Source organism: Micromonospora sp. NPDC023888, assembly GCF_040639415.1.
Taxonomy (GTDB): Bacteria; Actinomycetota; Actinomycetes; order Mycobacteriales; family Micromonosporaceae; genus Micromonospora.
Genome location: NZ_JBEZZW010000052.1, coordinates 16,019 through 41,878, shown reverse-complemented (window position 1 = coordinate 41,878; position 25,860 = coordinate 16,019). Strand labels below are relative to the sequence as shown.

General features: G+C 72.0%; 21 protein-coding genes and 1 pseudogene. 11 read left to right on the top strand and 11 right to left on the bottom strand.

Annotated features, from left to right (window positions below; translation table 11 throughout):
- Positions 1-91: 91 nt before the first annotated feature.
- The 5 genes and pseudogenes from AB0F61_RS31255 to AB0F61_RS31235 all read right to left on the bottom strand — a co-directional run.
- A pseudogene (locus AB0F61_RS31255) lies at positions 92-328 on the bottom strand (hypothetical protein); the annotation flags it as partial.
- Between the two features lie 82 nt (positions 329-410).
- Positions 411-719: a hypothetical protein gene (locus AB0F61_RS31250; protein WP_357817063.1), complete on the bottom strand. Its 309-nt coding sequence runs from the start codon at positions 717-719 to the stop codon at positions 411-413.
- A gap of 15 nt (positions 720-734) precedes the next feature.
- Entirely contained in the window at positions 735-2,393 is a 1,659-nt protein-coding gene (locus tag AB0F61_RS31245; protein WP_357817060.1) for a sodium:solute symporter family protein, read from the bottom strand.
- A 174-nt stretch (positions 2,394-2,567) separates the two neighbouring features.
- Positions 2,568-3,467 carry a hypothetical protein gene (locus AB0F61_RS31240; protein ID WP_357817057.1) on the bottom strand — a complete coding sequence of 300 codons (900 nt, stop codon included), beginning with the start codon at positions 3,465-3,467 and terminating at the stop codon, positions 2,568-2,570.
- A gap of 11 nt (positions 3,468-3,478) precedes the next feature.
- Entirely contained in the window at positions 3,479-4,072 is a 594-nt protein-coding gene (locus AB0F61_RS31235; protein WP_357817055.1) for a hypothetical protein, read from the bottom strand.
- 376 nt (positions 4,073-4,448) lie between these two features.
- Here AB0F61_RS31235 and AB0F61_RS31230 point away from each other — a divergent pair, with 376 nt between their 5' ends.
- The 7 genes from AB0F61_RS31230 to AB0F61_RS31200 all read left to right on the top strand — a co-directional run bounded on the left by AB0F61_RS31230 (position 4,449) and on the right by AB0F61_RS31200 (position 13,017).
- Positions 4,449-6,902 carry a nitrate- and nitrite sensing domain-containing protein gene (locus AB0F61_RS31230; protein WP_357817052.1) on the top strand — a complete coding sequence of 818 codons (2,454 nt, stop codon included), beginning with the start codon at positions 4,449-4,451 and terminating at the stop codon, positions 6,900-6,902.
- The gene (locus AB0F61_RS31225; RefSeq protein ID WP_357817049.1) at positions 6,902-7,324 is read left to right on the top strand and encodes a roadblock/LC7 domain-containing protein; all 423 of its coding nucleotides are present in this window, start codon (positions 6,902-6,904) and stop codon (positions 7,322-7,324) included. The genes AB0F61_RS31230 and AB0F61_RS31225 overlap by 1 nt, the downstream gene beginning before the upstream one ends.
- Entirely contained in the window at positions 7,314-7,703 is a 390-nt protein-coding gene (locus AB0F61_RS31220) for a DUF742 domain-containing protein (protein WP_357817046.1), read from the top strand. Before AB0F61_RS31225 ends, AB0F61_RS31220 begins: the two co-directional genes overlap by 11 nt.
- Positions 7,684-8,286: an ATP/GTP-binding protein gene (locus tag AB0F61_RS31215; protein WP_357817043.1), complete on the top strand. Its 603-nt coding sequence runs from the start codon at positions 7,684-7,686 to the stop codon at positions 8,284-8,286. The genes AB0F61_RS31220 and AB0F61_RS31215 overlap by 20 nt, the downstream gene beginning before the upstream one ends.
- An 87-nt stretch (positions 8,287-8,373) precedes the next feature.
- Positions 8,374-9,411, top strand: coding sequence for a lactonase family protein (locus AB0F61_RS31210; protein WP_357817040.1), 1,038 nt, complete (start codon positions 8,374-8,376; stop codon positions 9,409-9,411).
- A 157-nt stretch (positions 9,412-9,568) separates the two neighbouring features.
- Positions 9,569-11,326, top strand: coding sequence for a substrate-binding domain-containing protein (locus tag AB0F61_RS31205; RefSeq protein WP_357817037.1), 1,758 nt, complete (start codon positions 9,569-9,571; stop codon positions 11,324-11,326).
- A 224-nt stretch (positions 11,327-11,550) separates the two neighbouring features.
- Positions 11,551-13,017 (top strand): sugar transferase, encoded by a 1,467-nt coding sequence (locus AB0F61_RS31200; protein WP_357817072.1) that lies wholly within the window; start codon positions 11,551-11,553, stop codon positions 13,015-13,017.
- A 10-nt stretch (positions 13,018-13,027) separates the two neighbouring features.
- Here the strand turns inward: AB0F61_RS31200 and AB0F61_RS31195 are convergent, their stop codons facing one another.
- A complete protein-coding gene (locus AB0F61_RS31195; RefSeq protein WP_357817034.1) occupies positions 13,028-14,158 on the bottom strand; it encodes a PP2C family protein-serine/threonine phosphatase in 1,131 nt (376 codons plus the stop codon).
- A gap of 97 nt (positions 14,159-14,255) precedes the next feature.
- Here AB0F61_RS31195 and AB0F61_RS31190 point away from each other — a divergent pair, with 97 nt between their 5' ends.
- Positions 14,256-14,882: a MarR family transcriptional regulator gene (locus AB0F61_RS31190; protein ID WP_357817031.1), complete on the top strand. Its 627-nt coding sequence runs from the start codon at positions 14,256-14,258 to the stop codon at positions 14,880-14,882.
- A gap of 404 nt (positions 14,883-15,286) precedes the next feature.
- On the opposite strand, the gene AB0F61_RS31185 is transcribed toward AB0F61_RS31190, so the two are convergent.
- A complete protein-coding gene (locus tag AB0F61_RS31185) occupies positions 15,287-16,525 on the bottom strand; it encodes an ROK family transcriptional regulator (RefSeq protein ID WP_357817028.1) in 1,239 nt (412 codons plus the stop codon).
- A 78-nt stretch (positions 16,526-16,603) separates the two neighbouring features.
- Between AB0F61_RS31185 and xylA the strand changes: the two genes are divergently transcribed.
- From xylA to AB0F61_RS31170, 3 genes are all read left to right on the top strand, one after another.
- Positions 16,604-17,791 carry a xylose isomerase gene (xylA, locus tag AB0F61_RS31180; RefSeq protein ID WP_357817025.1) on the top strand — a complete coding sequence of 396 codons (1,188 nt, stop codon included), beginning with the start codon at positions 16,604-16,606 and terminating at the stop codon, positions 17,789-17,791.
- Positions 17,792-17,800: 9 nt separating this feature from the next.
- Positions 17,801-19,228 carry a xylulokinase gene (gene xylB, locus AB0F61_RS31175; protein ID WP_357817022.1) on the top strand — a complete coding sequence of 476 codons (1,428 nt, stop codon included), beginning with the start codon at positions 17,801-17,803 and terminating at the stop codon, positions 19,226-19,228.
- A 94-nt stretch (positions 19,229-19,322) separates the two neighbouring features.
- The gene (locus AB0F61_RS31170) at positions 19,323-20,777 is read left to right on the top strand and encodes an MFS transporter (RefSeq protein WP_357817019.1); all 1,455 of its coding nucleotides are present in this window, start codon (positions 19,323-19,325) and stop codon (positions 20,775-20,777) included.
- A 145-nt stretch (positions 20,778-20,922) separates the two neighbouring features.
- On the opposite strand, the gene AB0F61_RS31165 is transcribed toward AB0F61_RS31170, so the two are convergent.
- The 4 genes from AB0F61_RS31165 to AB0F61_RS31150 form a co-directional block, all read right to left on the bottom strand.
- A complete protein-coding gene (locus AB0F61_RS31165; RefSeq protein WP_357817069.1) occupies positions 20,923-22,596 on the bottom strand; it encodes a glycoside hydrolase family 13 protein in 1,674 nt (557 codons plus the stop codon).
- 96 nt (positions 22,597-22,692) lie between these two features.
- Positions 22,693-23,739, bottom strand: coding sequence for a LacI family DNA-binding transcriptional regulator (locus AB0F61_RS31160; protein WP_357817016.1), 1,047 nt, complete (start codon positions 23,737-23,739; stop codon positions 22,693-22,695).
- Between the two features lie 68 nt (positions 23,740-23,807).
- Positions 23,808-24,776 carry a carbohydrate ABC transporter permease gene (locus tag AB0F61_RS31155; protein ID WP_357817013.1) on the bottom strand — a complete coding sequence of 323 codons (969 nt, stop codon included), beginning with the start codon at positions 24,774-24,776 and terminating at the stop codon, positions 23,808-23,810.
- A 1-nt stretch (position 24,777) separates the two neighbouring features.
- Positions 24,778-25,824: a sugar ABC transporter permease gene (locus AB0F61_RS31150; protein ID WP_357817010.1), complete on the bottom strand. Its 1,047-nt coding sequence runs from the start codon at positions 25,822-25,824 to the stop codon at positions 24,778-24,780.
- Positions 25,825-25,860: the final 36 nt, after the last annotated feature.

Below are 25,860 nucleotides of genomic sequence, written 5' to 3'. Positions count from 1 at the left end.
GACCGTCGGGTTCGGACCGATGTAGGTGGCGTCCAGCGCGCCGGAGAAGATGGCCTCGATGGCGGCCGGGCCGGCGTTGAAGGTCTTCGGGTCCACCGGCCCCGGTGCCCGTCCCGGTCGCGCCGGTGCCGGCGGCGTACGGGTCGCCGATCAGCTCGTCGGTGTCGGGCGCGAGGTCGTCCGGCCGGCTGCGAGGCTCGGCGAACCCGGGGGTGTCCCGGTCGGGACCGCCGCCGGTCCGAAACTGCGGGACGGTGGCGTCGTCGTCCACCGCCGAGGCCACCTCCGGGCTGTCCTCCAACGGCGGTTGACGATCGCGATCGGTCATGGTGGTGCCTCCTGTGTCCGACACGTTGCCTGCTTTCCCCGGCGTACCCCCTCGTGCCGGGCTCATGCCGAAGGGCCAGCCGTCAGGTGCCGGGCTGCTTCTCGTTGGGGGCCGGCGGCTCCGCCGGGCGCCGCCACTGCCAGAGCAGCATGAGCAGGCCGAAGACGAGCATCACCAAGCCCGCCCACAGGTTGATCCGGACACCCTGGGCCTTGTCGATCTCGGCGGCGCTGTCGAAGACGCCGATCAACGTCACGATGACCCCGTACGCCACGAAGAGACCACCGATCACCCGACGGAGGTCGAACAAGCGGGCGGCGGCGGAGCGGCGCTGCTCCTCCTGCGCCTCGTCGATCAGCGGGTCCTGTGCCGGCTGGCCGTCGTTGCTCATCTGCCGACTCCTTTCCTAGAAGACCGGGATGTAGAAGAGGGCGGCCAGCGCCACCGCGATCACGCCGAGCAGCACCGGGGAGCGGTACCAGACGGCGTCGCCGGCGAGCACGTCCCCCTTCAGGTCGACGCCACCCATGCCGTAGACAAGCCCGCGCAGCTCCGCGTCGCGCTTGGGCGCGGTGAGCGGGGTGATGATCGCGGCGACCACCACCGCCGTGACGAACGCGAGACCGGCGCCCCAGAAGCTCTCCTCCAGGTCGGAGTTGAAGTCGATGACGCCACCCTTGTAGAGCAGGTAGAGGCTGAGCGACACCAGGGTGCCCAGCAGCAGCGACCAGAAGCCGGCAAGCGCGGTCATCCGCTTCCAGAACATGCCGATGATGAAGGTGGCGAAGAGCGGCGCGTTGAAGACGGAGAAGAGCGCCTGGATGTAGTTCATGATGTTGCTGAACCCGGCCGCGATGAACGCCGTACCGATGCCGACCACCACGGCGGCGACCGTCGCCCACCGACCGACCCGCACGTAGTAGTCGTCCGGCCGGTCGCGACGGATGTACGCCTGCCAGATGTCGTAGGTGAAGACGGTGTTGAAACCGCTCACGTTTGCCGCCATGCCGGCCATGAACGACGCCAGCAGGCCGGTGACCGCGACGCCGAGTACGCCGTTGGGGAGCAGGTCGCGCATCAACAGCGGGATCGCGTTGTTGTACTGCAGGTCGCCGCTCTCCGCCCCCAGGCCCTTCACCGTCACCAGGGCCACCAGGCCGGGAATCACCGTGACCAGGGGGATGAACAGCTTCGGGTACGCGGCGATGATCGGCGTACGCCGCGCGGCGCTCATGTTCTTCGCCGACAACGCCCGCTGCACCTCGGCGAAGTTCGTCGTCCAGTAGCCGAAGGACAACACGAAACCGAGGCCGAAGACGATGCCGATCCACTGCGCGCCGAGCGGGTTGGCGGTGCTGCCGGTGTCCTGCCAGGCGTGCAGGCCCGCCTCGCCGAGCTTGGAGTCGCGTACCGCGTCCATCAGACCGTTCACCCCGCCGACCTTGACCAGGCCGATCACGGTGACCGGGATGAGGCCGGCCAGGATGACGAAGAACTGGAGCACCTCGTTGTAGATCGCGCCGGACAGACCACCGATGGTGATGTACGCCAGCACGATCGCCGCGCCGACCACGATCGCGGTCCAGAGCGGCCAGCCGAGCAGCGCCTGCATCACCAGGGCCAGCGCGTAGAGGTTCACGCCGGCGATGAGCACCTGCGCGACGGCGAAGCTGAGCGCGTTGAGCAGGTGGGTGGGGCGGTTGAACCGCAGCCGCAGGTACTCCGGCACGCTGCGGACCTTGGAGCCGTAGTAGAAGGGCATCATCACGATGCCGAGGAAGACCATCGCCGGCACCGCGCCGATCCAGTAGTAGTGGACCGTCATGACGCCGTACTGGGCGCCGTTCGCGGCCATACCGATGATCTCCAACGCGCCCAGGTTCGCCGAGACGAAGGCGAGCCCGGTCACCCAGGCCGGCAGGGACCGGCCGGAGAGGAAGAAGTCGACGCTTGTCCGGATCGCCCGGCGCGCGGCGATGCCGACCCCGAGGACTGTGACGAAGTACAGCGCCAGGATCAGGTAGTCCAGGCCGTTCATGTTGAGCCGAAGACCGTCGCCGTCCATCCCGTCACCCCTCGTCCCGACGTCTGCGCTGATCGGTGCGCGCGCGCCCTATTACCCCGTGCGGACGTTTTCACGCCTGGACGCATGTTGAGTTGGGTTCGGGCGATTCGGGGTCATCTACCGCGCACCGCAAGGGCGCTCGGCCGATCGGCCGAGCGCCCCTTGGTGCGTTGCTCAGCGACCCAGGACGCGGTCCAGGAAGTCCCGGTAGTTGCGCACCGCCATCCGCAGTTGCTCGGTGTCGGCCGAGCCGGCGTCCTGCCACCCGCCCAGCGTGTTCTTCTGAGCGGCCAGTGCCGAGGAGAGAGCCTGGATGGCCTCCTCCACCAGCGACTGCGCCTCGCCGGCCGCCGCGTGCGGATCGTCGACGAAACGCAACTGCACGTCCCGCCAACGGTCCCGGAAGCCCTGCGCGGTGTCGGTGTCCAGCAGTGTGGCCGGCTCGGCCGCGACGGTCGCCCCGGCGGGCCGCGACGTCCCGGCTGCCCCCAACGTGCCGTCGCCCTCACTGTCGACCGGCTCGCCGTCCGCGTCCGGATCGACCATCTCCGGCGTCGCGCTGCCGTAACCGGCCGCGCCGGCGGCCACCGCGTCCGGGTCGGTCCCCGGGGCGGCGTCCCGGCGGTGCAACTCGGCCGTGGGGTCGGCCCGCAGGCCCTCACGCTCGCCGTCCTCGGCGCCGTCGCCCGGCTGGGCGGTCCGCTCGGCCCTGGCGTCCGGCTGATCCTGCGGGTTGGGGCTGGCCAGTGCCGAGGCCGCCACCGCGTCGGCCACCGTGGTGGCGCCGAACGCCGTCGGCAGCGGGCCTGGCTCGTGGAAATCGCCCTCGTCGGCGGACCGGTCGTCGCGCCGGTGGCGCGGGTCGGAGTCGTCGGCCCGCTCGTCGTCGGCGGCCCGCTCGTCGGCGGCCCGCTCGTCGGCGGCGGTCTGGTCGTCGAAGGTGCCCCGGTCGTCCAGGGCATCCTCAGGGACGTCCGAGCGGCCGGCCCGGTCGCCGGTGGGCGGTACCGGGACGGGCGCGGACCGGACGGCCTCCGGGTGGTCGTTGCTCACCTGCTGCTCTTCCTGGCGCATCGGTGGCCTCCTCAGCGGCTCGTGGAGTCGTGGTCCGGGTGGTGGCGCTGTTCCGGCGTACGGTGGCCGACCGGCTCCTCGCCGAGCAGATCGGCGAAGAGCGCCCGGTAGTGCACGACCGCCTGTCGCAGCTCCTCGGTGCTGGCCTCGCCCCGGGAGTTGCGCAGGTGGATGTCGTGCGCGTCGCGGTAGTTGGTGAGCGTGCGAGCGTGCTCGACGGAGAGATGGGCGATCTGGTCGGAGAAGTCCCCGGTCGGGTAGCCCTGCTCCTCGATGAGCCGGGTGACCAGAGCGTCGGCGTCGCCAACCGTTTCGCCGGGTGAGTCGATGAAGCGCACCTGGAGTTCCTCCCAGGCGGCGCTGTAGCGGGCCCGGGACTCCGGGCTGAGCGGGGTGAGCGTGAGCTCGGCGTGCCGGCGTTCCCGGTCGCGCAGTTCGCGCTCCGCGGCGGACCGGCTGTCCTGCTCCTCCACCACCCGGTCGTACTCCGGCCCGAACCGGTCGCGCAGCGCGCGACGGCGGCCGAGCGACCGGACGGCCACGGCCAGCACCGCGACGATCACCAGCACGACGAGCACGATGACGATTACCTGCGTGGGCGACATGGGCTCCTCCTTCGTCACCTGGTATTCCCTCCGCGTACTGATCGCCAATCCCGATCCGGGGTACTTTCTGGCCGGCTGGCGTCCGGGCCGGGAGAAGCGCTGCCCAGGACCGCAGCCCCGCCAACCGACTCAGACCTGACCGAGTCCAGAAAACGCGCCGGCCCGCGTCGACCGGGAGCGCAGCCGCCGTCGCCCTGTGAGGCACATCTCGGAGCGTCGATGTCGGCGCGACGGGCAGTAGTGCAACGGCCCCCGATTACGTATCCTGCCCAAGGCGCCCGCGCCGGTGCCCGGCGTACGCCGGGCGCGCGACCGGCCGACGCGTTGCCCGGCGGTGCCGGCACCCCTCCTGCCACCCCTGTACGGGCGAGGTCTGATGAGAACCCGCGACTGGCCGATCCGCTCGAAGCTGACCGCGTTGGTCGTCGCGCCGGTGACCGCGCTCCTTGCGCTGTGGATCTTCGCGACCACGCTTACCTTCGGTCCCGCCCTGGACCTGCTCTCCGCCCGCACCCTCCTGTACGACCTGGGCCGCCCCGGCGAGGTCGTGGTCACCGAGCTGCAACGGGAGCGGCGACTCTCGGTGGTGCAGCTCGCGGGCACCGCCGCGCTGCCCGTCCTGACCGAGCAGCGGGAGCGCACCGATCGGGCCGTCGCCGAGCTGCGCCGCCGCGTCGACGGGGAAGCCCTGCGCGACGCCGCAGACGACGCGCTGGAGGCGCGGGTCGACCAGTTGGTCACCGCCCTGGCGGCGCTGCCGGCCGGCCGGAAATTCATCGACGACCGCAAGGTGGACCGCAGCGGCGCGATCGGCCTGTACAGCGGCATGGTCTCCGCGGCCTTCCAGGCGTTCTCGGCAATGGCGACCCTCAACGACCCGGACCTCAACCGGCAGGCACTGGCGCTCACCGCGTTGGGCCGCTCCCGGGAGTTGCTCGGCCAGAGCGACGCGCTGCTGGCCGGCGCGCTGAGCGCCGGACGGTTCGCCGAGGGGGAGCACACCCAGCTCGTGCAGGCCATCGGCAACCAACGGTGGCTCACCGAGAGCGCCGTCGCCGACCTGCCCGAGGCCGGCCGGGTCGCGTACCAACGGTTGACCGAGGGCGAGGCGTTCACCCGACTGCGCACGATGCAGGACGCGCTGCTCGTGGCCAACCGGTCCGGCCGACCGCCCGTCGACGCGGCGGCCTGGCAGACCAGCCACGACGCGGTGCAGCAGCAGTTGCGCGACTTCGAGTTGGCCGAGGCCGACGGTCTCACCGACCGTTCCGTGCCGATGGCGGTACGCATCCTGGTGCGGCTCGCCGCCGCCGGTGTGCTCGGGCTCGTCGCCGTGGTCGTCTCGGTGCTGGTGGCGCTGCGGCTCGGCCGCACGCTGGTCCAGCGCCTCAGTGGCGTCCGCACCGCCGCGCTCGAGTTGGCCGAGCACCGTCTCCCGGACGTGGTGACCCGGTTGCGTCGGGGCGAGCAGGTCGACGTCGCCCGGGAGGCACCGCCACTGGAGTACGGCCACGACGAGATCGGCGAGGTCGGCCGCGCCTTCACCGAGGTGCAGCGCACCGCCGTACAGGCCGCCGTGGACGAGGTCACCCTGCGTCGGGGGCTCAACGAGGTCTTCCTCAACATCGCCCGCCGGAGCCAGAGCCTGGTGCACCGTCAGCTACACCTGCTGGACCGGATGGAGCGCCGCGTCGAGGACCCGGACGAGCTGGCCGAGCTGTTCCAGGTCGACCACCTGGCGACCCGGCTCCGTCGGCACGCCGAGGACCTGGTCATCCTTGCCGGCTCCGCGCCCGGCCGCGGTTGGCGAAACCCGGTCGCGGTGGTCGACCTGGTCCGCGGCGCGATCTCCGAGGTCGAGGCGTACGACCGGGTGGACATCACCGCCGCGCAGCCCGCCGGAGTGCTGGGCCGGGCGGTCGGCGACGTCATCCACCTGCTCGCCGAGCTGGTCGAGAACGCCACCGCCTTCTCCCCGCCGGACACCCGCGTCACCGTCACCGGGGAACAGGTGTCCAACGGGTACGCCCTGGAGATCACCGACCAGGGGTTGGGCATGTCCGCAGCGGCCCTGGAGAGCGCCAACACCCGGCTGGCCAGCTCGCCCGAGTTCGACCCGGCGCAGAGCGCCCGACTCGGCCTGTTCGTCGTGGCCCGGCTGGCGGCCCGGCACGGCGTACGGGTGCGGTTGCGCCCCTCCGAGCAGGGTGGGGTGACGGCTGTGGTGCTGATCCCCGTCGACCTGGTCACCGACGAGCCGCCGGCCGGCCCCGACCCCGCCACGCTGCCTGCCGCGTCGGCCGACCCGGCCCGGCGGCTGGTCCGTTCGGTTCGTCGGGGCGCCGTGCCCCGCAGCCGCCCACCCACGGCACCGCGCGCCGTCGCCGCACCGCCCGCCCCACCCACCGGCGCATTGACGCCCGGAGACGCGGGGTCGGCAGCGGACGACGAGCTGGACGGTCTGCCCCGCCGGGTACGCCGCCGTACCCCGGCCGCCCAGCCCCGGTCGACAGTCTCCGACACCCCGGCGCCCCGGTCTCCGGAGGAGGTGCGCCGGGTGATGGCGGCCCTGCAGGCCGGCACGGCACGCGGACGCGCCACCGTCACGACCCCGGCAGCGCCGACCGGCCCGGCAGCGCCGACCGGCCCGGCAGTGCCGACCGGCCCGGCAGTGCCGACCGGCCCCGCGGCCCCGGCGGCCTCGGACGGCATGGGGTCGTCGGGAGCGCCCGCCGGCCCGGCGGCATCGAACGGCTCGGCGGCCCCGGTCGCCCCGGCCGGCCCGGCGACGCCCCCCGAACCCCCGACCGCGACTGAGAGGGACGCCTAGTGCGGCATTCGACGAAGCAGAGCGCCGGCCTGGACTGGTTGCTCGACGAGCTGGTGCAACGGGTGCCGGCCGCCCGGGAGGCGGTGGTGCTGTCCGCCGACGGTCTGCTGCTCGGCTGCTCGGCCGAGTTGGAGCGCTCCGACGCTGAGCACCTGTGTGCGCTCGCCGCGGGCTTCTCCAGCCTGGCCCGTGGCGCCAGCCGGCACGTGGACGGCGGTCCGGTCCGGCAGACGGTGGTGGAGATGGAGTCGGCGTACCTCTTCGTCACCGCCGCCGGGCAGGGCACCTGCCTGGCCGTGGTGAGTGACGCCGACGCGGACATCGGGTTGGTCGCGTACGAGATGGCGATGCTCGTCATCCGGGTGGGGGAGAGCCTCGCCGTGCCGGCCCGATCGTCGGCGGGAGCCGGTGATGCGGGCTGAGCCGCCCGGGCCACAACACGAGTGGCTGGACGGCGAGGCCGGCCCGGTGGTGCGCCCGTACACCCTCACCCGAGGCCGGGTACGCTCCGCCGTCGATGGGTTCGACCTGGTCGCGTTCGTGCTTGCGGCATCGGACGTCGACGCGGCGGGCCATCCGCACCTGCTCCCCGAACATCGGCGGCTGATCGCGTCGGCCCTCCGGCCGGTGTCGGTGGCCGAGTTGGCAGCCGAACTGGACCTCGCGGTCGGTGTGGTCCGGGTACTACTCGGTGATCTCCTGGCCGAGGGCCTGGTCGCGGTGCACGAGCCGCCGGCCGCCGGAATTCTTCCCGACGACGACATCCTCAAGGCGGTGGTCAGTGGACTCCGTGCGCTATGACCATGCGGGCACCAGCACCACCATCCCGCTGGCACTGAAGATCCTCATCGCGGGAGGCTTCGGGGCTGGCAAGACGACGCTTGTCAGTGCCCTGAGCGAGGTGCGCCCGTTGCAGACCGAGGAGGTGTTGACCGGCGCCGGGATCGGCACCGACGACGTCTCCGGGGTGGAGGGTAAGTCGACCACCACTGTGGCGATGGACTTCGGCCGGATCACCATCAACGACGACCTGCAGGTCTACCTGTTCGGCACCCCGGGCCAGGATCGGTTCTGGTTCCTCTGGGACGAGTTGGCCTTCGGCGCGCTGGGCGCGGTGGTGCTCGCCGACACCCGTCGGCTGGCCGACTGTTTCCCGTCCATCGACTACTTCGAGCAGCGTGGCATCCCGTTCGTGGTGGGTGTCAACTGCTTCGACGACTCCCGCCGGTTCAACCTGGAGACCGTACGCCGGGCACTCGACCTGGACCCGGACGTGCCGATGGTGCTCTGCGACGCCCGGGACCGGCAGTCCGGAAAGATGGTGTTGATCTCCTTGGTCGAGCATGTCGCCCGGCAGCGCGGGGAGCCGGTGCCGGCGGCCTGAGATCCGGCCGGCAAAGCCGGTTAACCGGCGGGCGATGCGGGCAGCCTCTGGTTGGATCAGCGGAGGATGCCGGCGGAGGAGTGGGACGTGAGCGGTCAGGGTGAGGTCGTCCACATCGGGGGCTACACCGCGCAGAGTGGAGGGCGGGGCAGCGGCATCGTCGCCGCGCGCCGCGACCCGACGACCGGGGCGCTGACCCCGCTCGGCACGGTGGCTGTCACACCGTCGCCCTCCTTCCTGGCGCGGCACCCCACCCACCCGGTGCTGTACGCGGTCAACGAGTTGACGGCCGGGGAGATCAGCGCCTGGCGGGTCGGGCCGGACGGCGGGCTGGATTCGCTGGGCAGCCGGTCGACAGGTGGCGCCGAGCCCTGTCACCTGGCGGTGCTGCCCGACGGCGGCCACCTGGTGGCCGCCAACTACGGCAGCGGTAGCGTGGCGGTCTTCGCGCTCGACCCGCAGGGGGTGCCCGGCGAGCGCACCGACCTGGTGGTGCACGAGGGGCACGGCCCCGACCCGGAGCGGCAGGACCACGCGCACGCCCACATGGTCTCCCCGGGGGTGGGTCGGGGGCCGCTGCTCGCGGTGGATCTCGGCACCGACTCGGTCTACCGGTACGACCTGGACGAGGCGAGCGGGCGACTGGTGCCGCGTGCGCCGCGCGTCCGCACGACGCCCGGCAGCGGGCCCCGGCACCTGGCCCGCCACCCGGACGGGCGGCGGTGTTACCTCGTCGGTGAGCTGGACGCCTCCGTCACCGCGTACGAGCTGACCGACGACGGAGCGTTGCACCAGCGGGGTCGGGTCGAGGCGAGTGAGCGGCCCGGTCATGTTCAGCCGTCGGAGGTCGCGGTCAGCCCGGACGGCCGGTTTCTCTACGTCGCCAACCGGGGGGTGGGGACCCTGTCGACGTTCCGCCTGGCGGGGGAGCTGCCCGAGCTGGTGGCCGAAGTGGACACCGGTGGTGAGTGGCCCCGGCACTTCGCGCTGATCGGTGAGCACCTCTACGTCGCCGACGAACGGGCCGACATGGTGCGGGTCTTCCGACGCGACGTCGAGACCGGCGTGCCGGAGGCGGTCGGAGAGCCGGTGCCGGTGCCGAGCCCGACGTGCGTGCTGCCGTGAGGGTCGCCACAGAGATGTGAGGGTGGCGCTGATTTGGCAACACCTCGGGGCCGGTGCGTCACTCTGTGTCGCTAAATGGTGGTCAACTGTTTCTCCTCCGTAACTTTAGTCCGAACGGATGTGGCAGAGACGGCACCTTGTACGCAAGATGGTCACCGTGTCAGCAGGCCGCCATCGCATGCGTTCGAAACTCCACCTAGCAGCCGCCGCCGCGACGGCGACGGTGCTCGTCGTCACGACCGGCGTGTGGTTCGGCTATCGGGAGTTGATCCAGTCCAACTGCTCGGGCGAGATCCGGCTCGCGGTCTCGGTCGCGTCCGAGCTCGCGCCGGCGGTCGACGCCGCCGCGTCGCAGTGGGTCAAGGACGGCGCCGCGGTAGGCCCCACCTGCATCCGGGTCGACGTCTCCGCGTCCGACCCGGTCGACGTGGCGGCCGTGGTGGCGGCCAAGCACGGCGCGGTCCTCGCCGGTGTGGGGCAGGCCAGCGGCACCGCCGTCAGCCCGGACGTCTGGGTGCCGGACTCCTCGACCTGGCTGCTGCGGCTGAAGAAGGACGCGACCGCGTTCGCTCCGACCAACGGCGCGTCCATCGCGCGCAGCCCCATCGTGGTCGCGATGCCCGAACCGATCGCCACCCGGCTGGGCTGGCCGGACAAGAAGTTCAACTGGACCGACCTGCTCAAGCAGGTGAACAACACGAGCGCGCCGCTGCGCACCGGGATCGTCGAGCCGACCCGGGACGCCGCCGGCCTGTCCGGTCTGCTCTCGTTGACCGCCGCCGCCAACGGCGCGGGCGGCGACGCCCAGCGCAACACCGTCGGGGCGCTTCGCGCACTGGCCACCGGCCGCTCCTCGCTGCGCAACGACCTGCTGGCCCGCTTCCCGACCGCCAACGACGCGACGTCAATCGCCAGCGGTCTCGGCGCGGCGGCGCTCTCCGAAGAAGACGTGATCGCGTACAACAGCAAGAAGCCACCGGTGCCGCTCGCCGCGCTCTACATGGAGCCGGCCCCGATGCCGCTCGACTACCCGTACGCGGTGCTGCCCGGCATCGAGCCGAGCAAGGCGTCGGCGGCCCGGGTGCTGTTCGAGCTGCTCACCAGCCCCTCCTTCCGGGACCGGCTCGCGGCGCAGTCGCTGCGCGCGCCGGACGGCAACTGGGGTGACGGCTTCAAGGCGCCGCAGGGTGCCCCGAGCCCGGCCGGCGGCGCGCCGACCGCGCCGGCGAACGGCGGCACCGCCGCTGGTGGGCTGGACCCGGCCGCGATCCAGCGGGTCGTCTCGAGCTGGTCGATCGCCACCCAGTCCGGCCGGATGCTGGCCGTCATCGACGTCTCCGGCTCGATGAAGGACCCGGTGCCCTCCGCCAACAACCGGAGCCGGGAGGAGGTCACCGTCGACGCGGCCCGTCGTGGCCTCGGCCTCTTCGACGACTCCTGGTCGATCGGCCTGTGGACCTTCTCCACGAAACTGGTCGGCAACCGGGACTACCGGGAGTTGGTCGGCATCGGCCCGCTGTCGGGCCAGCGGGCCCAGCTCGAGGGCGCGCTCGGCAGCGTCAAGCCCTCCGACGGCGACACCGGCCTCAACGACACGATGCTTGCCGCGTACCAGGCGGTGCAGGAAAACTGGCAACCCGGTCGGGTCAACTCGATCGTGCTGTTCACGGACGGCAAGAACGACGACGACAACGGCATCAACCAGCAGCAGTTGCTCGCGAAGCTCAAGCAACTCGCCGATCCGGAGCGGCCGGTCCAGGTCATCATGATCGGTATTGGCGAGGGCGTCAGCAAAACCGAGCTTGAGTCGATCACCAAGGTGACAGGTGGCGATGTCTTCGTCACGAAGGACCCGAGCGAGATCGGCAGCATCTTCCTCAGCGCCATCGCGCGGCGTCCGCCGGCACCGCGCTGACCTGACGCACGGAGGTCACAGGCCTGCCTACCGGATCCCCGGTGGGCAGGCCTTTTTTGGCTTCCAGGTTGAAGAAAAGTGACGGCAATACGTCCGAAGCAATCGGCGGTCATAGTTATCGAGGCAGGATGTCGACTGTTCCGGCATGGTCGGTCCGCCTCCGGTCCGACCCGTTGGCCGGGGCCATCCTGAGCAGAGTGGGAGGGCCGGTGACCGCGGCGACACTGTTGACCCCCGCCAAGACGGCGGAGCCGAACGACAATCGCGCCGGGCTGGTGGCGCGCGCCGACGAGCGGTCCTACATCCGGGTCATGGTGGTCCTGGACACCACCGTGCTCATCATCGCGTTGCTCATCGGGTATGTCACCCGCTTCGGCGACGACCAGCCGGCCGGCTCCGAGATCCCGTACGTGCTGGTGGCCCCCGGGTTGGTGCTGGCCTGGCTGATCTCGCTCAAGGCGCTCGGCTGCTACGACGACCGGGTGATCGGCTACGGGGCGGACGAGTACCGGCGGGTCAGCTCAGCGAGCCTGCGGCTGGCCGGCGCGATAGCCATCATCGGCTACATCACCGACCTCGGCGTCTCGCGGGGCTTTTTGGGCATCTCCTTCGCGGTGGGCACCGTCGGGCTGGAGGTGGCGCGGTTCGCCGCCCGAAAGCGCCTGCACCGGGCCCGCTCGATGGGTGCCGGCTGGTCCCGGCGGGTGCTTGTGGTCGGCGACACCGCCCACGTGTTGGAGCTGGTGCACACGCTGCGCCGCGAGCCGTACGCCGGCTACCAGGTGGTCGGCGCGTGCATTCCGGACGCGCTGCTCGCACCGGTGGCACAGCGACTCGGCGACGTGCCGGTGGTGGGGTCGTTCCGGGGTATCCCGGAGGCCGCCACCGCCATCGGCGCGGACACCGTCGCGGTGACCGCGTCCGGTGAGCTGACCGCGACCCGGCTGCGCCGCCTCGGCTGGCAGTTGGAGGGCACCGGCATCGACCTGGTCGTGGCACCCGCGCTCACCGACGTCGCCGGCCCGCGGATCCACACCCGCCCGGTTGCCGGCCTGCCGCTGATCCACGTCGAGGCACCGGAGTTCCGCGGTGCCCGCAAGCTGGTGAAGGGTCTCGTCGACCGGTCTGCCTCGTCGCTGGCGTTGGCGCTGCTGATGCCGCTGATCGCGGTCATCGCCCTGGCGATCAAACTGGACAGCCGGGGTCCGGTGCTCTTCCGGCAGGTCCGCGTCGGCCGGGGCGGGCAGGAGTTCGGCGTGTTCAAGTTCCGCACGATGGTGCTGAACGCCGACACACTGCTCGCCGAGTTGACCGCGCGCAACGAGACCGACGGCCTGATGTTCAAGATGCGCCACGACCCCCGGGTCACCCGCGTCGGCCGGTTGTTGCGCAAGTGGTCGCTCGACGAGCTGCCGCAACTGGTGAACGTGCTGCTGGGTCAGATGAGCATGGTCGGCCCCCGCCCGCCGCTGCCCTCGGAGGTGGCCCGCTACGACGGCGACGTGGCCCGGCGGCTGCTGGTCAAGCCCGGCATGACCGGGCTGTGGCAGGTCAGCGGCCGCTCCGACCTGAGCTGGGAGGACGGCATCCGGCTCGATCTCTACTACGTGGAGAACTGGTCCCTCGCCGCCGACCTCACCATTCTCTGGAAGACCTTCGGTGCGGTCCTGAACGGCCGCGGAGCATACTGACGGCCGGCGGTCACGGTTGCGGGCCGGTCCAGTCCAGGCAGACGACCACCGCGTCGTCGACCAGGTCACCGGCCACGAAGGCCCGCAGGTCGCCGATCAGGGACCGGACGGCGTCAAGTGGCTCCATCGGCCCGGTCCGCCGCAGGAACCGGTCCAGCGCCGTCTCGCCGTAGCGCATGTGCTGCCCGGTGGCCTCCACCACCCCGTCGCTGACGACGAAGACCCGGTCGCCGCGCTCCATCGGGAACTTCTGCTCGTGGTAGTCGGTCTCCTCGAACATGCCGAGCGGGAACTGCGCCTCCAGGGGCTGCTCGGTGACCTCCCCGTCGCGCAGCAGGACCAGCCGGGGGGAGCCGGCGTCGACCACTGTCATCATCCCGGACCGCAGGTCCAGCTCCATCAGCAACGCGGAGAGGTGCTGCTCGCCCCGGTACAGGTCGTAGATCGCCTGGTCGGCGAGGGCGGCCTGGTCGGCCAGGCTCAGCCCGGCCCGGCGCGCGTTGCGCAGCGCGTGGGTGGCCAGCGAGGTGAGCAGGGACGCGGCGACCCCCTCGCCGGTGCCGTTGATCGTGGACAACCAGAGTCGTTGCCCGTCGTCGGACCAGTCGAAGCTGTCGCCGCGGACCGCGTACGCCGGCTCCAGTTGCCCGGCCAGGCTGAACGAGGGACGGATCCGGCTGCGGCCGGGGAGCAGGTCCCACTGCATCTCGGCGGCCAGGGTGAGGCGCTGGGCGCGCCGCGCCGCCCGGTAGACGTCGGTGCCGGCGGAGACCGCCGCCACCTCGTGGGCGAGCGCGGTGGCGATGTCGGCCAGCTCGGCGAGGACCTCCCGGTCGTCCGGGACGGGCGCCAGGCACAGCACTCCCCGACGCTCGCCGCGCATGGTCACCGGGAACCAGGCGGTGCCGTCGGTGAGGATGGGCGACTGGTGGTCGAAGGCGCGCCAGGCGGGGTGCCCGGGGTTGGCGATCGAGTCACCCTCAGTGAGTGGCAGGAGCTCCGAGAGCCGGTAGTCGACCTGGTACAGCTCGACGTCGGTGATCGCGTACGACCGGGCGAGCACGTCTCCGACAGCGCCGACGAGCCGGTCCGCCGGTGTCTCGTTCAGGGCACGTCGTGCCTGATTGACCGGTTCGCTCATCGTCGCTCCCTCGCTGAAAGCTCGACCACCAGTGGTTTCGGAGTAGTCTCGGGCCACCATGGCTGAACTGCACCGTCCGACGGACCCTGAGACGAGTATGGCTGCCGCGCTCGACGAGGCGGCTGCTGCCCTGCTGGGCGTCTGGGAATCCGCCCGGGAGGGGACGGCCGGTCGCGTCTCCGGCGCCCAACTACGGGCGGTGACGGTGGTGGAGCAGCACGACGGGATCAACCTGCGCCGGTTGGCTACCCGGCTCGACATGTTGCTCAGCTCCGCCAGCCGCCTCTGCGACCGGCTGGTCGCCGCCGGCATGCTTGAGCGTGAGCCGGGCCGCTTCGACCGGCGGGAGATCTCGCTGCACCTCACCCCGGAGGGCCGTCGGCTCCTCGCCGAGCTGCGGGCCGACCGCCGGGCGCGGCTCGCCGTCGTGCTGGGCGGGATGAGCCCCGCGGGCCGCGACGCCCTGCTGGACGGTGTGCGGGAATTCGACGAGGTCGCTCGCCAGCAGCGGGCGCAGAGCACCCAGGCGTCGGGTGACCCGACGGAGCCGGGGGACTGGCCGGACGACCCGGACCGGCCCAGTGGGCGCTCGGGAGACTTGTCGATCGACCCGGAACGGCAGACCCGCGCGGGCTGGGCGGACCAGTCGGGTGACCCGCACCTGTCGATCGACGCCGACCGGGACCGGTCGGCGGGCGGACCGCCGGTGGCGCGGACCGCCTGATCACCTCGCCGGCCCCGGCCCTCGGCAGGGCCGCCGGTCACCCCGTCGTCGGGGCGCCCACGGGCCAGCATCGCGATGTCGTCGTGGGCCTCCCCGGCCAGCCAGTCGTCGACCGCGCGCAACACCCGGTCGACAAGCGCCGCCGGCGACCGCCCGGCTGCCGAGGCGAGCGCGGCGCGCAGCCGGGCCGCACCGAACGCCGCACGGCCGTGCGGGCCGCGGTCACCCCATCGGTGTACGCCAGCAGCAGGTCACCCGGATCGAGGTGCACCCGGGTCTCGGGACGCCACCGCGCGTCTGACGACAGGTGCGCATGCTTTCTTTTCGCCCTCTCGCCACGGATCGCTGCCTGGGGGAAGGCTACCGAGCCCCCGGGCACACGCCCAGCGAGCGTGGGTCGTCGATCAGCCGGAGCGGGCCAACCAGCCGGCGGGCTGGGCGACTATCCGGCGGGCCACCGAGCCGGCGGCGCCCACCGCGGCGGCCTCCGCGCCGAGCGTCGACGGCCGGACCGTGACCGGCGACCAGGCGGCGGTGAGCACCCGACTGGCGATCTCGGCGAGCACCGGCGGGCACAGCCAGGGCGCCAGCGCCGCGTAACCGCCACCGAGCACCACGGTGTCCAGGTCGAGCAGGTTGACGACACCGGCCACCGCGACACCGAGGGCCGTCCCGGCGTCGTGCAGCGCCCGCAGCGCGGCTGGGTCACCGGCCTCGGCCAGCTCGGCCAGGCGCGCTGTCGCGGTGTCCGCGGGGAGTTCCGTCCGGGTCAGCCCGGCGGCCGTCACGATCGCCTCCTGGCCGGCGTACTGCTCCAGGCAGCCCTGCCCGCCGCAGCGGCACGGACGACCCTCGGGGTGCACCGGGAGATGTCCGATCTCGCCGCTCCAACCGCGGACGCCGCGGAACAGCGCGCCGTCCAGCACGATGCCGGCGCCGATGCCGACCTCTCCGGAGATGTGCAGGAAGCTGGCCGGGCCGAGTGGCCGGAAGTGCAGCTCGCCAAGTGCGGCGAGGTTTGCCTCGTTGTCCACCACGAGCGCCGGGACGCCGGGCACCTGCTCGACAAGCGGAGGGTGCTCGGCGAGCAGCGCGGGCACCGGCACGTCGCGCCAGCCCAGGTTCGGCGCGAGCCGGACCAGCCCGGCCTCGTCCACCAGGCCGGGCACCGCCAGTGCGGCGCCGACCAGGGTGAGGCCCTCGCTGGCGGCGTCGTCGCGGGCCGCTGCGGCTATCTCGACCAACTGGGCGAGGGCGTCCGCGGGGGCCACCGGGCGCAGGTCGGCCCGGTGCACGGTGCGGTGCCGGACCTGTCCGGCGAGGTCCACCACGCAGACCGCCAGGTAGTCGACGTTGACCTCCAGGCCGAGCCCCGCCGGCCCCTGGTCGGCCAGGACGAGACCACGGGCCGGGCGGCCGGCGCCGGCGCGGGGCGCGGGGTCGGACTCGCTCACCAACCGGCCGGCGAGCAGGTCCTCGACCACCGCGGACACCGTGGCTCGGGTCAGGCCGGTCGCGGTCGCCAGGTCGGCCCGGGACGGAGGTCGGTCGGCCGCGGCGATCCGGCCCAGGACCAGGGCGAGGTTGAGCTCGCGCAGACTGCCCTGACGGACTGCGCTGGCCGGGGCGTGGGTGAGGCTCACCCCTTGACAGTGCCATACGCTGAGCAAATAATTCAATCGCTGAACAAATAGCGGACAACACCACCCCGGAGGTCGCTCATGGCACCCCGTCCCACCCCCGCCGACAAGTTCTCCTTCGGGCTCTGGACCGTGGGCTGGCAGGCTCGCGACCCGTTCGGTGACGCCACCCGTCCCGAGCTCGACGCGGTCGAGGCGGTGCACCGGCTCGCCGAGCTGGGCGCGTACGGCATCACCTTCCACGACGACGACCTGATCCCGTTCGGCGCCGACGCCGCCACCCGGGACCAGCACATCGCCCGGTTCCGCAAGGCCCTCGACGAGACCGGCCTGGTGGTGCCGATGGTCACCACCAACCTCTTCACCCACCCGATCTTCAAGGACGGCGGCTTCACCAGCAACGACCGCGACGTCCGCCGCTTCGCGCTGCGCAAGGTGCTGCGCCAGGTCGACCTGGCCGCCGAGCTGGGTGCCAGCACGTTCGTGATGTGGGGCGGGCGCGAGGGCTCCGAGTACGACCTCGCCAAGGACGTCCGCGCCGCCCTGGACCGCTACCGCGAGGCAGTCGACCTGCTCACCCAGTACTCCATCGACAAGGGCTACAACCTGCGGTTCGCGCTTGAGCCCAAGCCCAACGAGCCGCGCGGCGACATCCTGCTGCCCACCATCGGGCACGCGCTCGGCTTCATCTCCCAGCTCGCTCACCCGGAGCTTGTCGGTCTCAACCCGGAGGTCGGCCACGAGCAGATGGCCGGGCTCAACTACGCCCACGGCATCGCCCAGGCGCTCTGGCAGGGCAAGCTGTTCCACCTGGACCTCAACGGCCAGCGTGGCATCAAGTACGACCAGGACCTGGTCTTCGGCCACGGTGACCTGATGAACGCGTTCGCCCTGGTGGACCTCCTGGAGAACGGCGGCCCGAACGGCGGCCCGGCCTACGACGGCCCCCGGCACTTCGACTACAAGCCCTCCCGGACCGAGGACATGGACGGCGTCTGGGCCTCGGCGGCGGCCAACATGAGCACCTACCTGCTGCTCAAGGAGCGGGCGGCGGCGTTCCGCGCCGACCCCGAGGTGGTCGAGGCGCTCGCTGCCAGCAAGGTCGGCGACCTGAACACGCCGACGCTCGGCGAGGGCGAGGGCTACGAGGAGTTCCTGGCCGACCGGTCCGCGTTCGAGGAGGTCGACGTCGACGCGGTGGCCGAGCGGGGCTTCGCCTTCGTCCGGCTCAACCAGCTCGCCGTCGAGCACCTGCTCGGCGCCCGCTGAGGCCCCGCCATGCCGTTGGTCGCAGGCGTTGACTCGTCCACCCAGTCCTGCAAGGTGGTCATCCGGGATGCGGAGACCGGGGCTCTGCTGCGGCAGGGCCGGGCACCGCACCCGGACGGCACCGAGGTCGACCCGGAAGCCTGGTGGCAGGCGCTGCGAAGCGCCGTCGACCAGGCCGGTGGGTTGGCCGACGTGGCGGCGATCTCCGTCGCCGGCCAGCAGCACGGCATGGTGTGCCTCGACGAGGACGGCCGGGTGGTCCGCCCGGCGCTGTTGTGGAACGACACCCGGTCCGCCGACGCCGCCGCCGATCTCGTCGAGGAGGCCGGCGGCGGCGCGGCCGGGCGTCGGTTCTGGGCCGAAGCCGCCGGCAGTGTCCCGGTAGCCAGTTTCACCATCACGAAACTGCGGTGGCTGGCTACCCACGAGCCGGAGGCGGCGGCCCGGGTGGCCGCCGTCTGCCTGCCGCACGACTGGCTGACGTGGCGGCTGGCCGGCGCACCGGGGTTGGGTGCGCTGCGCACCGACCGTGGTGACGCCAGTGGCACCGGCTACTGGTCGCCGGCGACCGGCGACTACCGGCCGGACCTGTTGGAACGGGCCTTCGGTCGGCAGTTGGTGCTGCCCGAGGTGCTCGGTCCGGCGGAGTCGGCCGGCAAGCTGGCCGACGAGCTGGGTGGGCCGGGCGGCGCGCTGCTCGGCGCGGGCACCGGGGACAACGCCGCCGCCGCGTTCGGCGTCGGTGCCGGCCCCGGCGACGTGGTCGTCTCGATCGGCACCTCCGGCACCGTGTTCAGCGTGGCCGACGTGCCGGCCGCCGACGAGAGCGGCGCGGTTGCGGGTTTCGCCGACGCGTCAGGTCGGTTCCTGCCGCTGGTCTGCACGCTCAACGCGGCCCGGGTGCTGGACGCCGCCGCCGCGCTGCTCGGCGTCAGCCTGGACGAGCTGGCCGAGCTGGCGCTCTCCGCGCCAGCCGGCGCGGACGGGCTGGTCATGGTGCCCTACCTGGAGGGTGAGCGGACGCCGAACCGCCCGCTCGCCACCGGCGCGGTGCACGGGCTTACCCTGCGCACGTCGACCCCCGCGCACCTGGCGCGGGCCGCCGTGGAGGGCATGCTCTGCGCCCTCGCCGACGGCCTGGACGCACTGACCGCGCAGGGCGCCACCGTCCGCCGGGTCATCCTGGTCGGCGGCGGCGCCCGGTCGGCCGCGGTGCGTCGGATCGCCCCGCAGGTCTTCGGCTGCCCGGTCGTCGTGCCGCCGGCCGGGGAGTACGTCGCCGACGGCGCCGCCCGGCAGGCCGCCTGGGTCGCCCTGGGCGGCCCGACGCCGCCGGTCTGGGCGGTGGAGGGCACCGAGGAGTACGCGGCCGAGCCGGTCCCCGCCGTTCGCGACGGGTACGCGGCGGCTCGCGGGCTGGTTCTCGACCGGCGCTGACCGTCGGGATCGACGCGGGTGGGCGCCGGCCGGAAGTCGACCGGCACCCACCCGCGTGACGGCCCCCTCGGCGGGGTCTGGTTGGCTGCCGGTCATGACGGTGACCAGTGGCGGGTCCGGCCAGGGTCGGGCGCAGCCCGGCCCACGCCCGCCCGGCCGGGGCGGTGGTCCGGCGCACCGGTTGTACAGCGTCGTGGTGTTCGTGCTGCTCGCCTCGCTCGACAACGTGGCGATCGGGCTGGTCCCGCCGCTGTACGGCCCGATCTCCGACGCGTTCGACGTGTCCGGGCGGCTGCTCGGCCTGGTCACCGCGGTCAGCTTCCTGGTCAGCGCGGTGGCAGCGGTCGGCTGGGCGTACGTCGGTGACCGGACCAACCGCAAGCCGCTGCTCATGGTGGGCACGCTGCTCTGGGCGGCGGGCACCGGCGGCAGCGCGCTGGCCGGCGGGTACCTGACGTTCCTGGCCGCACAGTTGGTCGCGGCCGTCGGTCTCGGCGCGGTCGGCTCGGTGGGGTTCTCCGTGGTCACCGACCTGATCTCACCGACCCGGCGGGGGCTGGTGATGAGCTTCTGGGGCCTCTCCCAGGGGGTCGGCACCCTGGCGGGCACCCTCGTCGGCGGGCTGCTCGGGGCGACCGACTGGCGGCGACCGTTCGTGATCCTGACCGGTGTCGGCCTGGTCGCCACAGTGGCCTACCTCTTCACGTACGACATCCGGCGTGGTCAGAGCGAGCCGGAACTGGCCGACCGGCTGGACGCCGGCGCCGAGTACGACTATCGGATCAGCCGCGCCGACCTGCCGCGCATCCTGGCCCGACGGACCAACCGGTGGCTGATCCTGCAGGGGCTGACCGCGCAGGCCGCGTTCGGCTCACTGGTCTGGCTGCCGGTGCTCTTCGCCGAACGGGCCGAGGCCCAGGGCTACTCGACGTCGACCGCTGTGGTGGTGGGCAGCGTCTTCGCCACGCTGTTCCAACTCGGCGGGGTGCTGTCCATCGTGGGCGGCCTGATCGGCGACGCGGTGCAACGCCGTACCCCTCGGGGCCGGGCGTTGGTCGCCGCGGTCGGCATCCTCGCCGCGCTGCCGTTCTACCTGGTGCTGTTCTTCGTCCCGGTGACCATCGACGTGCCGGACGGTGCCAGCGGCGGCGCGGTCGTGGGCGCGGTGCTGTCCAGTGTGTTCACCGAGCCGTCGGTGGGCCTGAGCCTGCTCACCGCGGTCGTGGCGCTCGCGCTGACCTCCGCCAACTCGCCGAACTGGTTCGCGCTGATCGCCGACGTCAACCCGCCGGAGCACCGGGGCACCGTCTACAGCCTGGGCAACCTGGTGAACGGGGTCGGTCGTGCCGCTGGCAACGGGTTGGTCGGGGTGGCGTTCCAGGCGCTGCGGGCGGCGTTCCCGCCGCCGTTGAACTTCGCCGTCGGGTTGGCCGCGTTCCAGCTCTTCTTCATCCCCACCGGCGTCATGTACTGGCTGGCCTCGCGGACCTCACCAGCGGACATCGACAACGTGCACGACCTGCTGCACACCCGCGCCAACCGCCTCTGACCCGCGTCGCTCGCCGCGCTCGTCGCTCGCCGCGCCCGTCGCGGGGGCGCGAATCGTTTACGACATCAGCTCCACAGCGACAGGGCCCCACCTCGTCCGGCCCGCCCGAGAGCATCGCTCGACGGGACGGGCCGGACGGCTCGGGTCAGCCCCGCAGCCAGACGGTGACGTCGGTCGGCACCGCGCCGTCGTCGTCCAGGGGCGCGCTGGCGGCGAGCACCTCGGCACCGGCCGGCACCGGCACCGACGCCGCACCGAAGTTGGTGAGCACTGTCAGCTCGCCGTTGCGGAAGGTCAGCGACTCGTCGCCGGAGGACACCCACTCCAGGGTGCCGCGACCCAGCCCGTGCTCGCGGCGCAGCCGCAGCGCCGTGCGGTACAGCTCGTACGTCGAGCCGGGCACCTCGCGCTGGCGGTCCAGGGCGTACTCGGCCCAGAGCGCGGGCTGCGGCAGCCAGCTCGCGTCGGTGGGCCCGAAGCCGTACGACGGGGCGTCGGCCTCCCACGGGATCGGCACCCGGCAGCCGTCCCGGCCACGCTGGGTGTGCCCGCTGCGCTCCCAGGTCGGGTCCTGCCGGGCCTCGTCGGGCAGCGTGGTGTGCTCGGGCAGCCCCAGCTCCTCGCCCTGGTAGAGGTAGGCCGAGCCGGGCAGGGCGAGCATCAGCAGGGTCGCCGCGCGGGCCCGGCGCAGACCGAGCGCGGCGTCCGGCTGCGGGTCGCCGATGCCGATGCCGTTGGGCCGTACCGTGCCGATCGGCAGGCCGAGCCGGGAGGCGTGCCGCACCACGTCGTGGTTGGACAGCACCCAGGTCGTCGGCGCGCCGACCGAGTCGGTCGCCTCCAGCGAGCGGGTGATCACCGCGTACTGGGCCGGTGCGGTCCACGCGGCGAGCAGATACTCGAAGTTGAACGCCTGGTGCATCTCGTCCGGGCGGACGTAGCGGGCCAGCCGCTCGGCCGGCTCCACCCAGGCCTCGGCGACAAGCACCCGTTCGCCGGGGTAGCTGTCGAGAACCTGCCGCCACTGCCGGTAGATCTCGTGCACGCCCTCCTGGTCCCACATCGGCGGGCGCGGCTTGTCGACCTCGTTGCCGGAGAGGATCTCCTGTGGCTCCTGCCAGTCGGCCAGGTCGGCCTGCTTGATCAGGCCGTGCGCCACGTCCACCCGGAAACCGTCCACCCCACGGTCGAGCCAGAACCGCAGGATGTCCAGGAACTCGGCGTGCACCTCCGGGTTGTCCCAGTTGAGGTCCGGCTGGCCGGTGTCGAACAGGTGCAGGTACCACTGGCCGGGCTGCCCGTCGGCGTCCACCGTGCGGGTCCAGGCCGGGCCGCCGAAGACGCTCTGCCAGTCGTTCGGCGGCTGGTCACCGGCCGGCCCGCGGCCGTCCCGGAAGATGTACCGGGACCGTTCCGGGCTGCCGGGCGCGGCGGGCAGCGCCGCCTGGAACCAGCGGTGCGCGGACGAGGTGTGGTTGGGGACCAGGTCGACGATCACCCGCAGGCTGCGGGACCGGGCCTCGGCGATCAACTTGTCCGCGTCGGCGAGGGTGCCGAACAGTGGGTCGATGTCGCGGTAGTCGGCCACGTCGTAGCCGGCGTCGGCCTGCGGCGACGGGTAGAAGGGGGAGAGCCACACCGCGTCCACACCCAGCTCGACCAGGTGGTCGAGCCGAGCGGTGATGCCGGGGAGGTCACCGATCCCGTCGCCGTCCGAGTCGGCGAACGAACGGGGGTAGATCTGGTAGATGGTCGCCTCGGTCCACCAGCCGGTGACCGGGTGACCGGGGGAGTTCTGCTGTGTCGGATCGGTGTTCAGGGTCTTCTCCCGTGTCGAGCTGTGGGTGGACTGCCGGTGGCGCTACCGCCGGCCGCGTCGCCGCCCGCCGCCGGCCGGCGGCGGATGGTGAAGTTTTCAGTGTGCCCGGGGTGGTGCGGTCGAGTCCCGGACCACCAACCGAGTGGGCAGGATCACCGGTGTGTCGTACCCGGCGTCGCGTTGCCCCACGACGGGGCCCGGAGGGCGTGCCCCGAGCGGGTCGAGCAACATCCGGGCGGCGAGCCGGCCCTGCTCGGCGGCGGGCTGCGCGATGGTGCTGAGCCCCAGCACACCGGCCAGGTCGTGGTCGTCGATGCCGATCACGCTGACGTCCTGCGGTACCCGCAGCCCGGCGTCGCGTACCGCGGTCATCGCCCCCATCGCCATCTCGTCGCAGGCGGCGACGATGGCGGTCGGCGGCTCGCCACTGGCCAACAGTTCGGCGGTGGCCCGGTTGCCGCCGTCGATGGTGAAGGTGGACTCGACATCCAGGCTCGGGTCGGGCCGCAGGCCGGCGGAGCGCAGCTCCGCCCGGTAGCCACGGCGTCGGTCGAGGTGGGTGGTGAAGGCCAACTCGTCGTCCGGGTCGCCGGAGATGTGCGCGATCCGGTGGTGGCCGAGGTCGATCAGGTGCCGGGTTGCGGCCCGCGCGGCCGCGACGTCGTCGATCCGTACGCAGGGCCAGTTGGGCACCCTGCTGCCCGAGCTGATGGTGACCCCGGGCAGTTCCAGGGCGGCAAGCGCGGTCAGGTCGGCCGGCCGCAGTGGCGTGGCGACAAGCATGATGGCGTCCACCCGCTTGTGCAGGTTGGCCGTGCGCAGGACCCGTTGGCGGACCTGCTCCCGTCCGCCCAGGTTGTAGAGCAGCAGGTCGTAGCCGGACTGGTGGAGGTACTCCTCGACCGCCTCGACGACGGTGCTGAAGAACCAGCGGGTGATCCGGGGGACCACCACCGCGACAGTGCCGGTCCGCCCACCGGCGAGCCGGGACGCGCTCGGTGAGACCGCGTAGTCGAGTTGCTCGGCGGCGGCGAGCACCCGGTGTCGGGTGGCGGCGGAGACCGTCGGGAGCCCGCGCAGGGCCCGCGAGACGGTGGCCGTGGACACACCGGCCAGCCGGGCCACATCATCGATCCTCGTCACGGTTCCCCCGCTCGGTGCCCTGAGCGCCCGCCGCCGCCCGAGGGGCCAGGCGGCGGCGGGCAAGCGGGTCAGCCCTTGACGCTGCCAGCGAGCAGACCTCGCACGAAGAAGCGCTGCAGGGACAGGAAGACAATGAGCGGTACGACGATGGAGACGAACGCGCCGGCGGTGAGCCGCTGCCACTCGTTGCCCCGGGTGCCGGCCATCTCGGCGAGCCGGACGGTGAGCGGGGCTGTCTCGTTGCCGCCACCGGCGAAGATCAGCGCGACCAGCAGGTCGTTCCAGACCCAGAGGAACTGGAAGATGCCGAACGCCGCGAGCGCCGGAGTGATCAACGGCAGCACGATGGTGCGGAAGATCTTCGGGTGGGTGGCCCCGTCGACCCGGGCCGCCTCCATCAGGTCTCCGGGTAGCTGCGAGATGAAGTTGTGCAGCAGGAAGACGGCGAACGGGAGCGCGAAGCAGGTGTGGGCGAACCACACCTGGGCGAACTTCTGTTCGTCGACGAGGTCCCAGGCCGGCATCAGGGTGACGCCGCCGAGGGTGACGCCGGTGGAGAAGAACTTCAGCAGTGGCACCAGGGCCATCTGCAACGGCACGATCTGCAACGCGAAGATCGCGATGTAGACCCAGTCCCGGCCGCGGAAGTTGATCCAGGCCAGCGCGTACGCGGCCAGGCACGCGAAGGCCAGCGGGAAGAGCACCGACGGGATGGTGATCGCCAGCGAGTTGATGAAGGAACCGGCGAGCTGCCCGGAGGACGCCGACCGCCCGAACAGGACCTGCTCGTAGTTGTCGAAGGTGAACTGCGGGTTGGTGAACGCCGTCCACCAGCCGGTGGTCTTGATCTCGTCCTCCGGTCGGAGGGAGGAGACGAGCAGGCCGAAGGTCGGGATGGTCCAGACCACCGCGATGACGACCGAGACGAGGGTCGCGGTGCGGCTGTTCAACCGCTTGCGGACCCGTCCGGCCGTGGTGGTCGGGGTGCCGTCGGTCTTCTGGGTGCCGACGGCGACGGTGGGCGTTGCGGTGGTCATCTCAGCCCTCCCGCTGCTGACGGAGGTTGCGGATCTGGTAGATCACGACCGGGATGACCAGGATGAAGAGGAAGACGGCGAGCGCCGAGCCCTGCCCGTTCTGGCCGTACCGGAACGCCTGGTTGTACATCTCGCTGGCGATCACGCTGGTGTCGTAGTTGCCGTTGGTCGAGGTCCGGACGATGTCGAAGACCTTGAGCGTGGCGATCGTGAGTGTCACGACCACGACGATCAGCGCCGGCCGGATGCTCGGCATGGTGATCTGCCAGAACATCTGCCAGGGGCTCACGCCGTCGAGCCGGGCAGCCTCGACGATGTCGCCGGGGATGGCCTTGATCGCGGCGGAGAGCACCACCATGGCGAAACCGGCCTGGATCCAGACCATGATGACGATCAGCAGCAGCGTGTTCAGCGGTGATTCCAGCAACCACTGCTTGGGCTCGCCGCCGAGGCTGACCACGATCTGGTTGAGCAGACCGATCTGGTCGCCGTCACCCCGGTAGGCGTAGACGAACTTCCAGATGATGCTGGCACCGACGAAGGAGATGGCCATCGGCAGGAAGATCAGTGACTTGGCCACCGCCTCGAAGCGGGCCTTGTCCACGAGTACGGCGTAGATCAGGCCGAACCCGGTCGCCACCAACGGGACGAGGAGCACCCAGACCAGGGTGTTGATCAGGACCCGGACGATCGAGTCGTCGGAGAACATCCAGCCGTAGTTGCGCAGACCCACCCAGTTGGTGCTGCTTCCGTCCATCAGGGAGAGCAGCGTGGTGCGGATGGCCGGCACGACCAGGCCGATGACGAGCAGCAGCAGCGTCGGCAGCAGGAAGAAGAACGCGAAGAGCCCCTCCCGCTGCTTGCGTCGGCGGGGCAGCGGGCCCCCGCCCACGGAGGCGGCGACGAGCTGTGCCTCCCGCCGACGGGCGAACCAGGCCGGCACCACGTCGAGCAACAGGAGCAGACCGCCCACGACCACCACGAAGGCGACCAGCCCGTACATCAGCATGAGGAACTTCGGCTGCTGATCGGCGAAGTCGAACTTCATCAACCCTCCCTTCCGGGTCCACCTCGGCCGGTGGCC

Coding starts and splice junctions, on each gene's coding strand:
- AB0F61_RS31250 (WP_357817063.1), bottom strand. CDS start 719: ATGAGCAACGACGGCCAGCCGGCACAGGACCCGCTGATCGACGAGGCG.
- AB0F61_RS31245 (WP_357817060.1), bottom strand. CDS start 2,393: ATGGACGGCGACGGTCTTCGGCTCAACATGAACGGCCTGGACTACCTG.
- AB0F61_RS31240 (WP_357817057.1), bottom strand. CDS start 3,467: ATGCGCCAGGAAGAGCAGCAGGTGAGCAACGACCACCCGGAGGCCGTC.
- AB0F61_RS31235 (WP_357817055.1), bottom strand. CDS start 4,072: ATGTCGCCCACGCAGGTAATCGTCATCGTGCTCGTCGTGCTGGTGATC.
- AB0F61_RS31230 (WP_357817052.1), top strand. CDS start 4,449: ATGAGAACCCGCGACTGGCCGATCCGCTCGAAGCTGACCGCGTTGGTC.
- AB0F61_RS31220 (WP_357817046.1), top strand. CDS start 7,314: ATGCGGGCTGAGCCGCCCGGGCCACAACACGAGTGGCTGGACGGCGAG.
- AB0F61_RS31195 (WP_357817034.1), bottom strand. CDS start 14,158: ATGAGCGAACCGGTCAATCAGGCACGACGTGCCCTGAACGAGACACCG.
- AB0F61_RS31190 (WP_357817031.1), top strand. CDS start 14,256: ATGGCTGCCGCGCTCGACGAGGCGGCTGCTGCCCTGCTGGGCGTCTGG.
- xylA (WP_357817025.1), top strand. CDS start 16,604: ATGGCACCCCGTCCCACCCCCGCCGACAAGTTCTCCTTCGGGCTCTGG.
- xylB (WP_357817022.1), top strand. CDS start 17,801: ATGCCGTTGGTCGCAGGCGTTGACTCGTCCACCCAGTCCTGCAAGGTG.
- AB0F61_RS31170 (WP_357817019.1), top strand. CDS start 19,323: ATGACGGTGACCAGTGGCGGGTCCGGCCAGGGTCGGGCGCAGCCCGGC.
- AB0F61_RS31155 (WP_357817013.1), bottom strand. CDS start 24,776: ATGACCACCGCAACGCCCACCGTCGCCGTCGGCACCCAGAAGACCGAC.
- AB0F61_RS31150 (WP_357817010.1), bottom strand. CDS start 25,824: ATGAAGTTCGACTTCGCCGATCAGCAGCCGAAGTTCCTCATGCTGATG.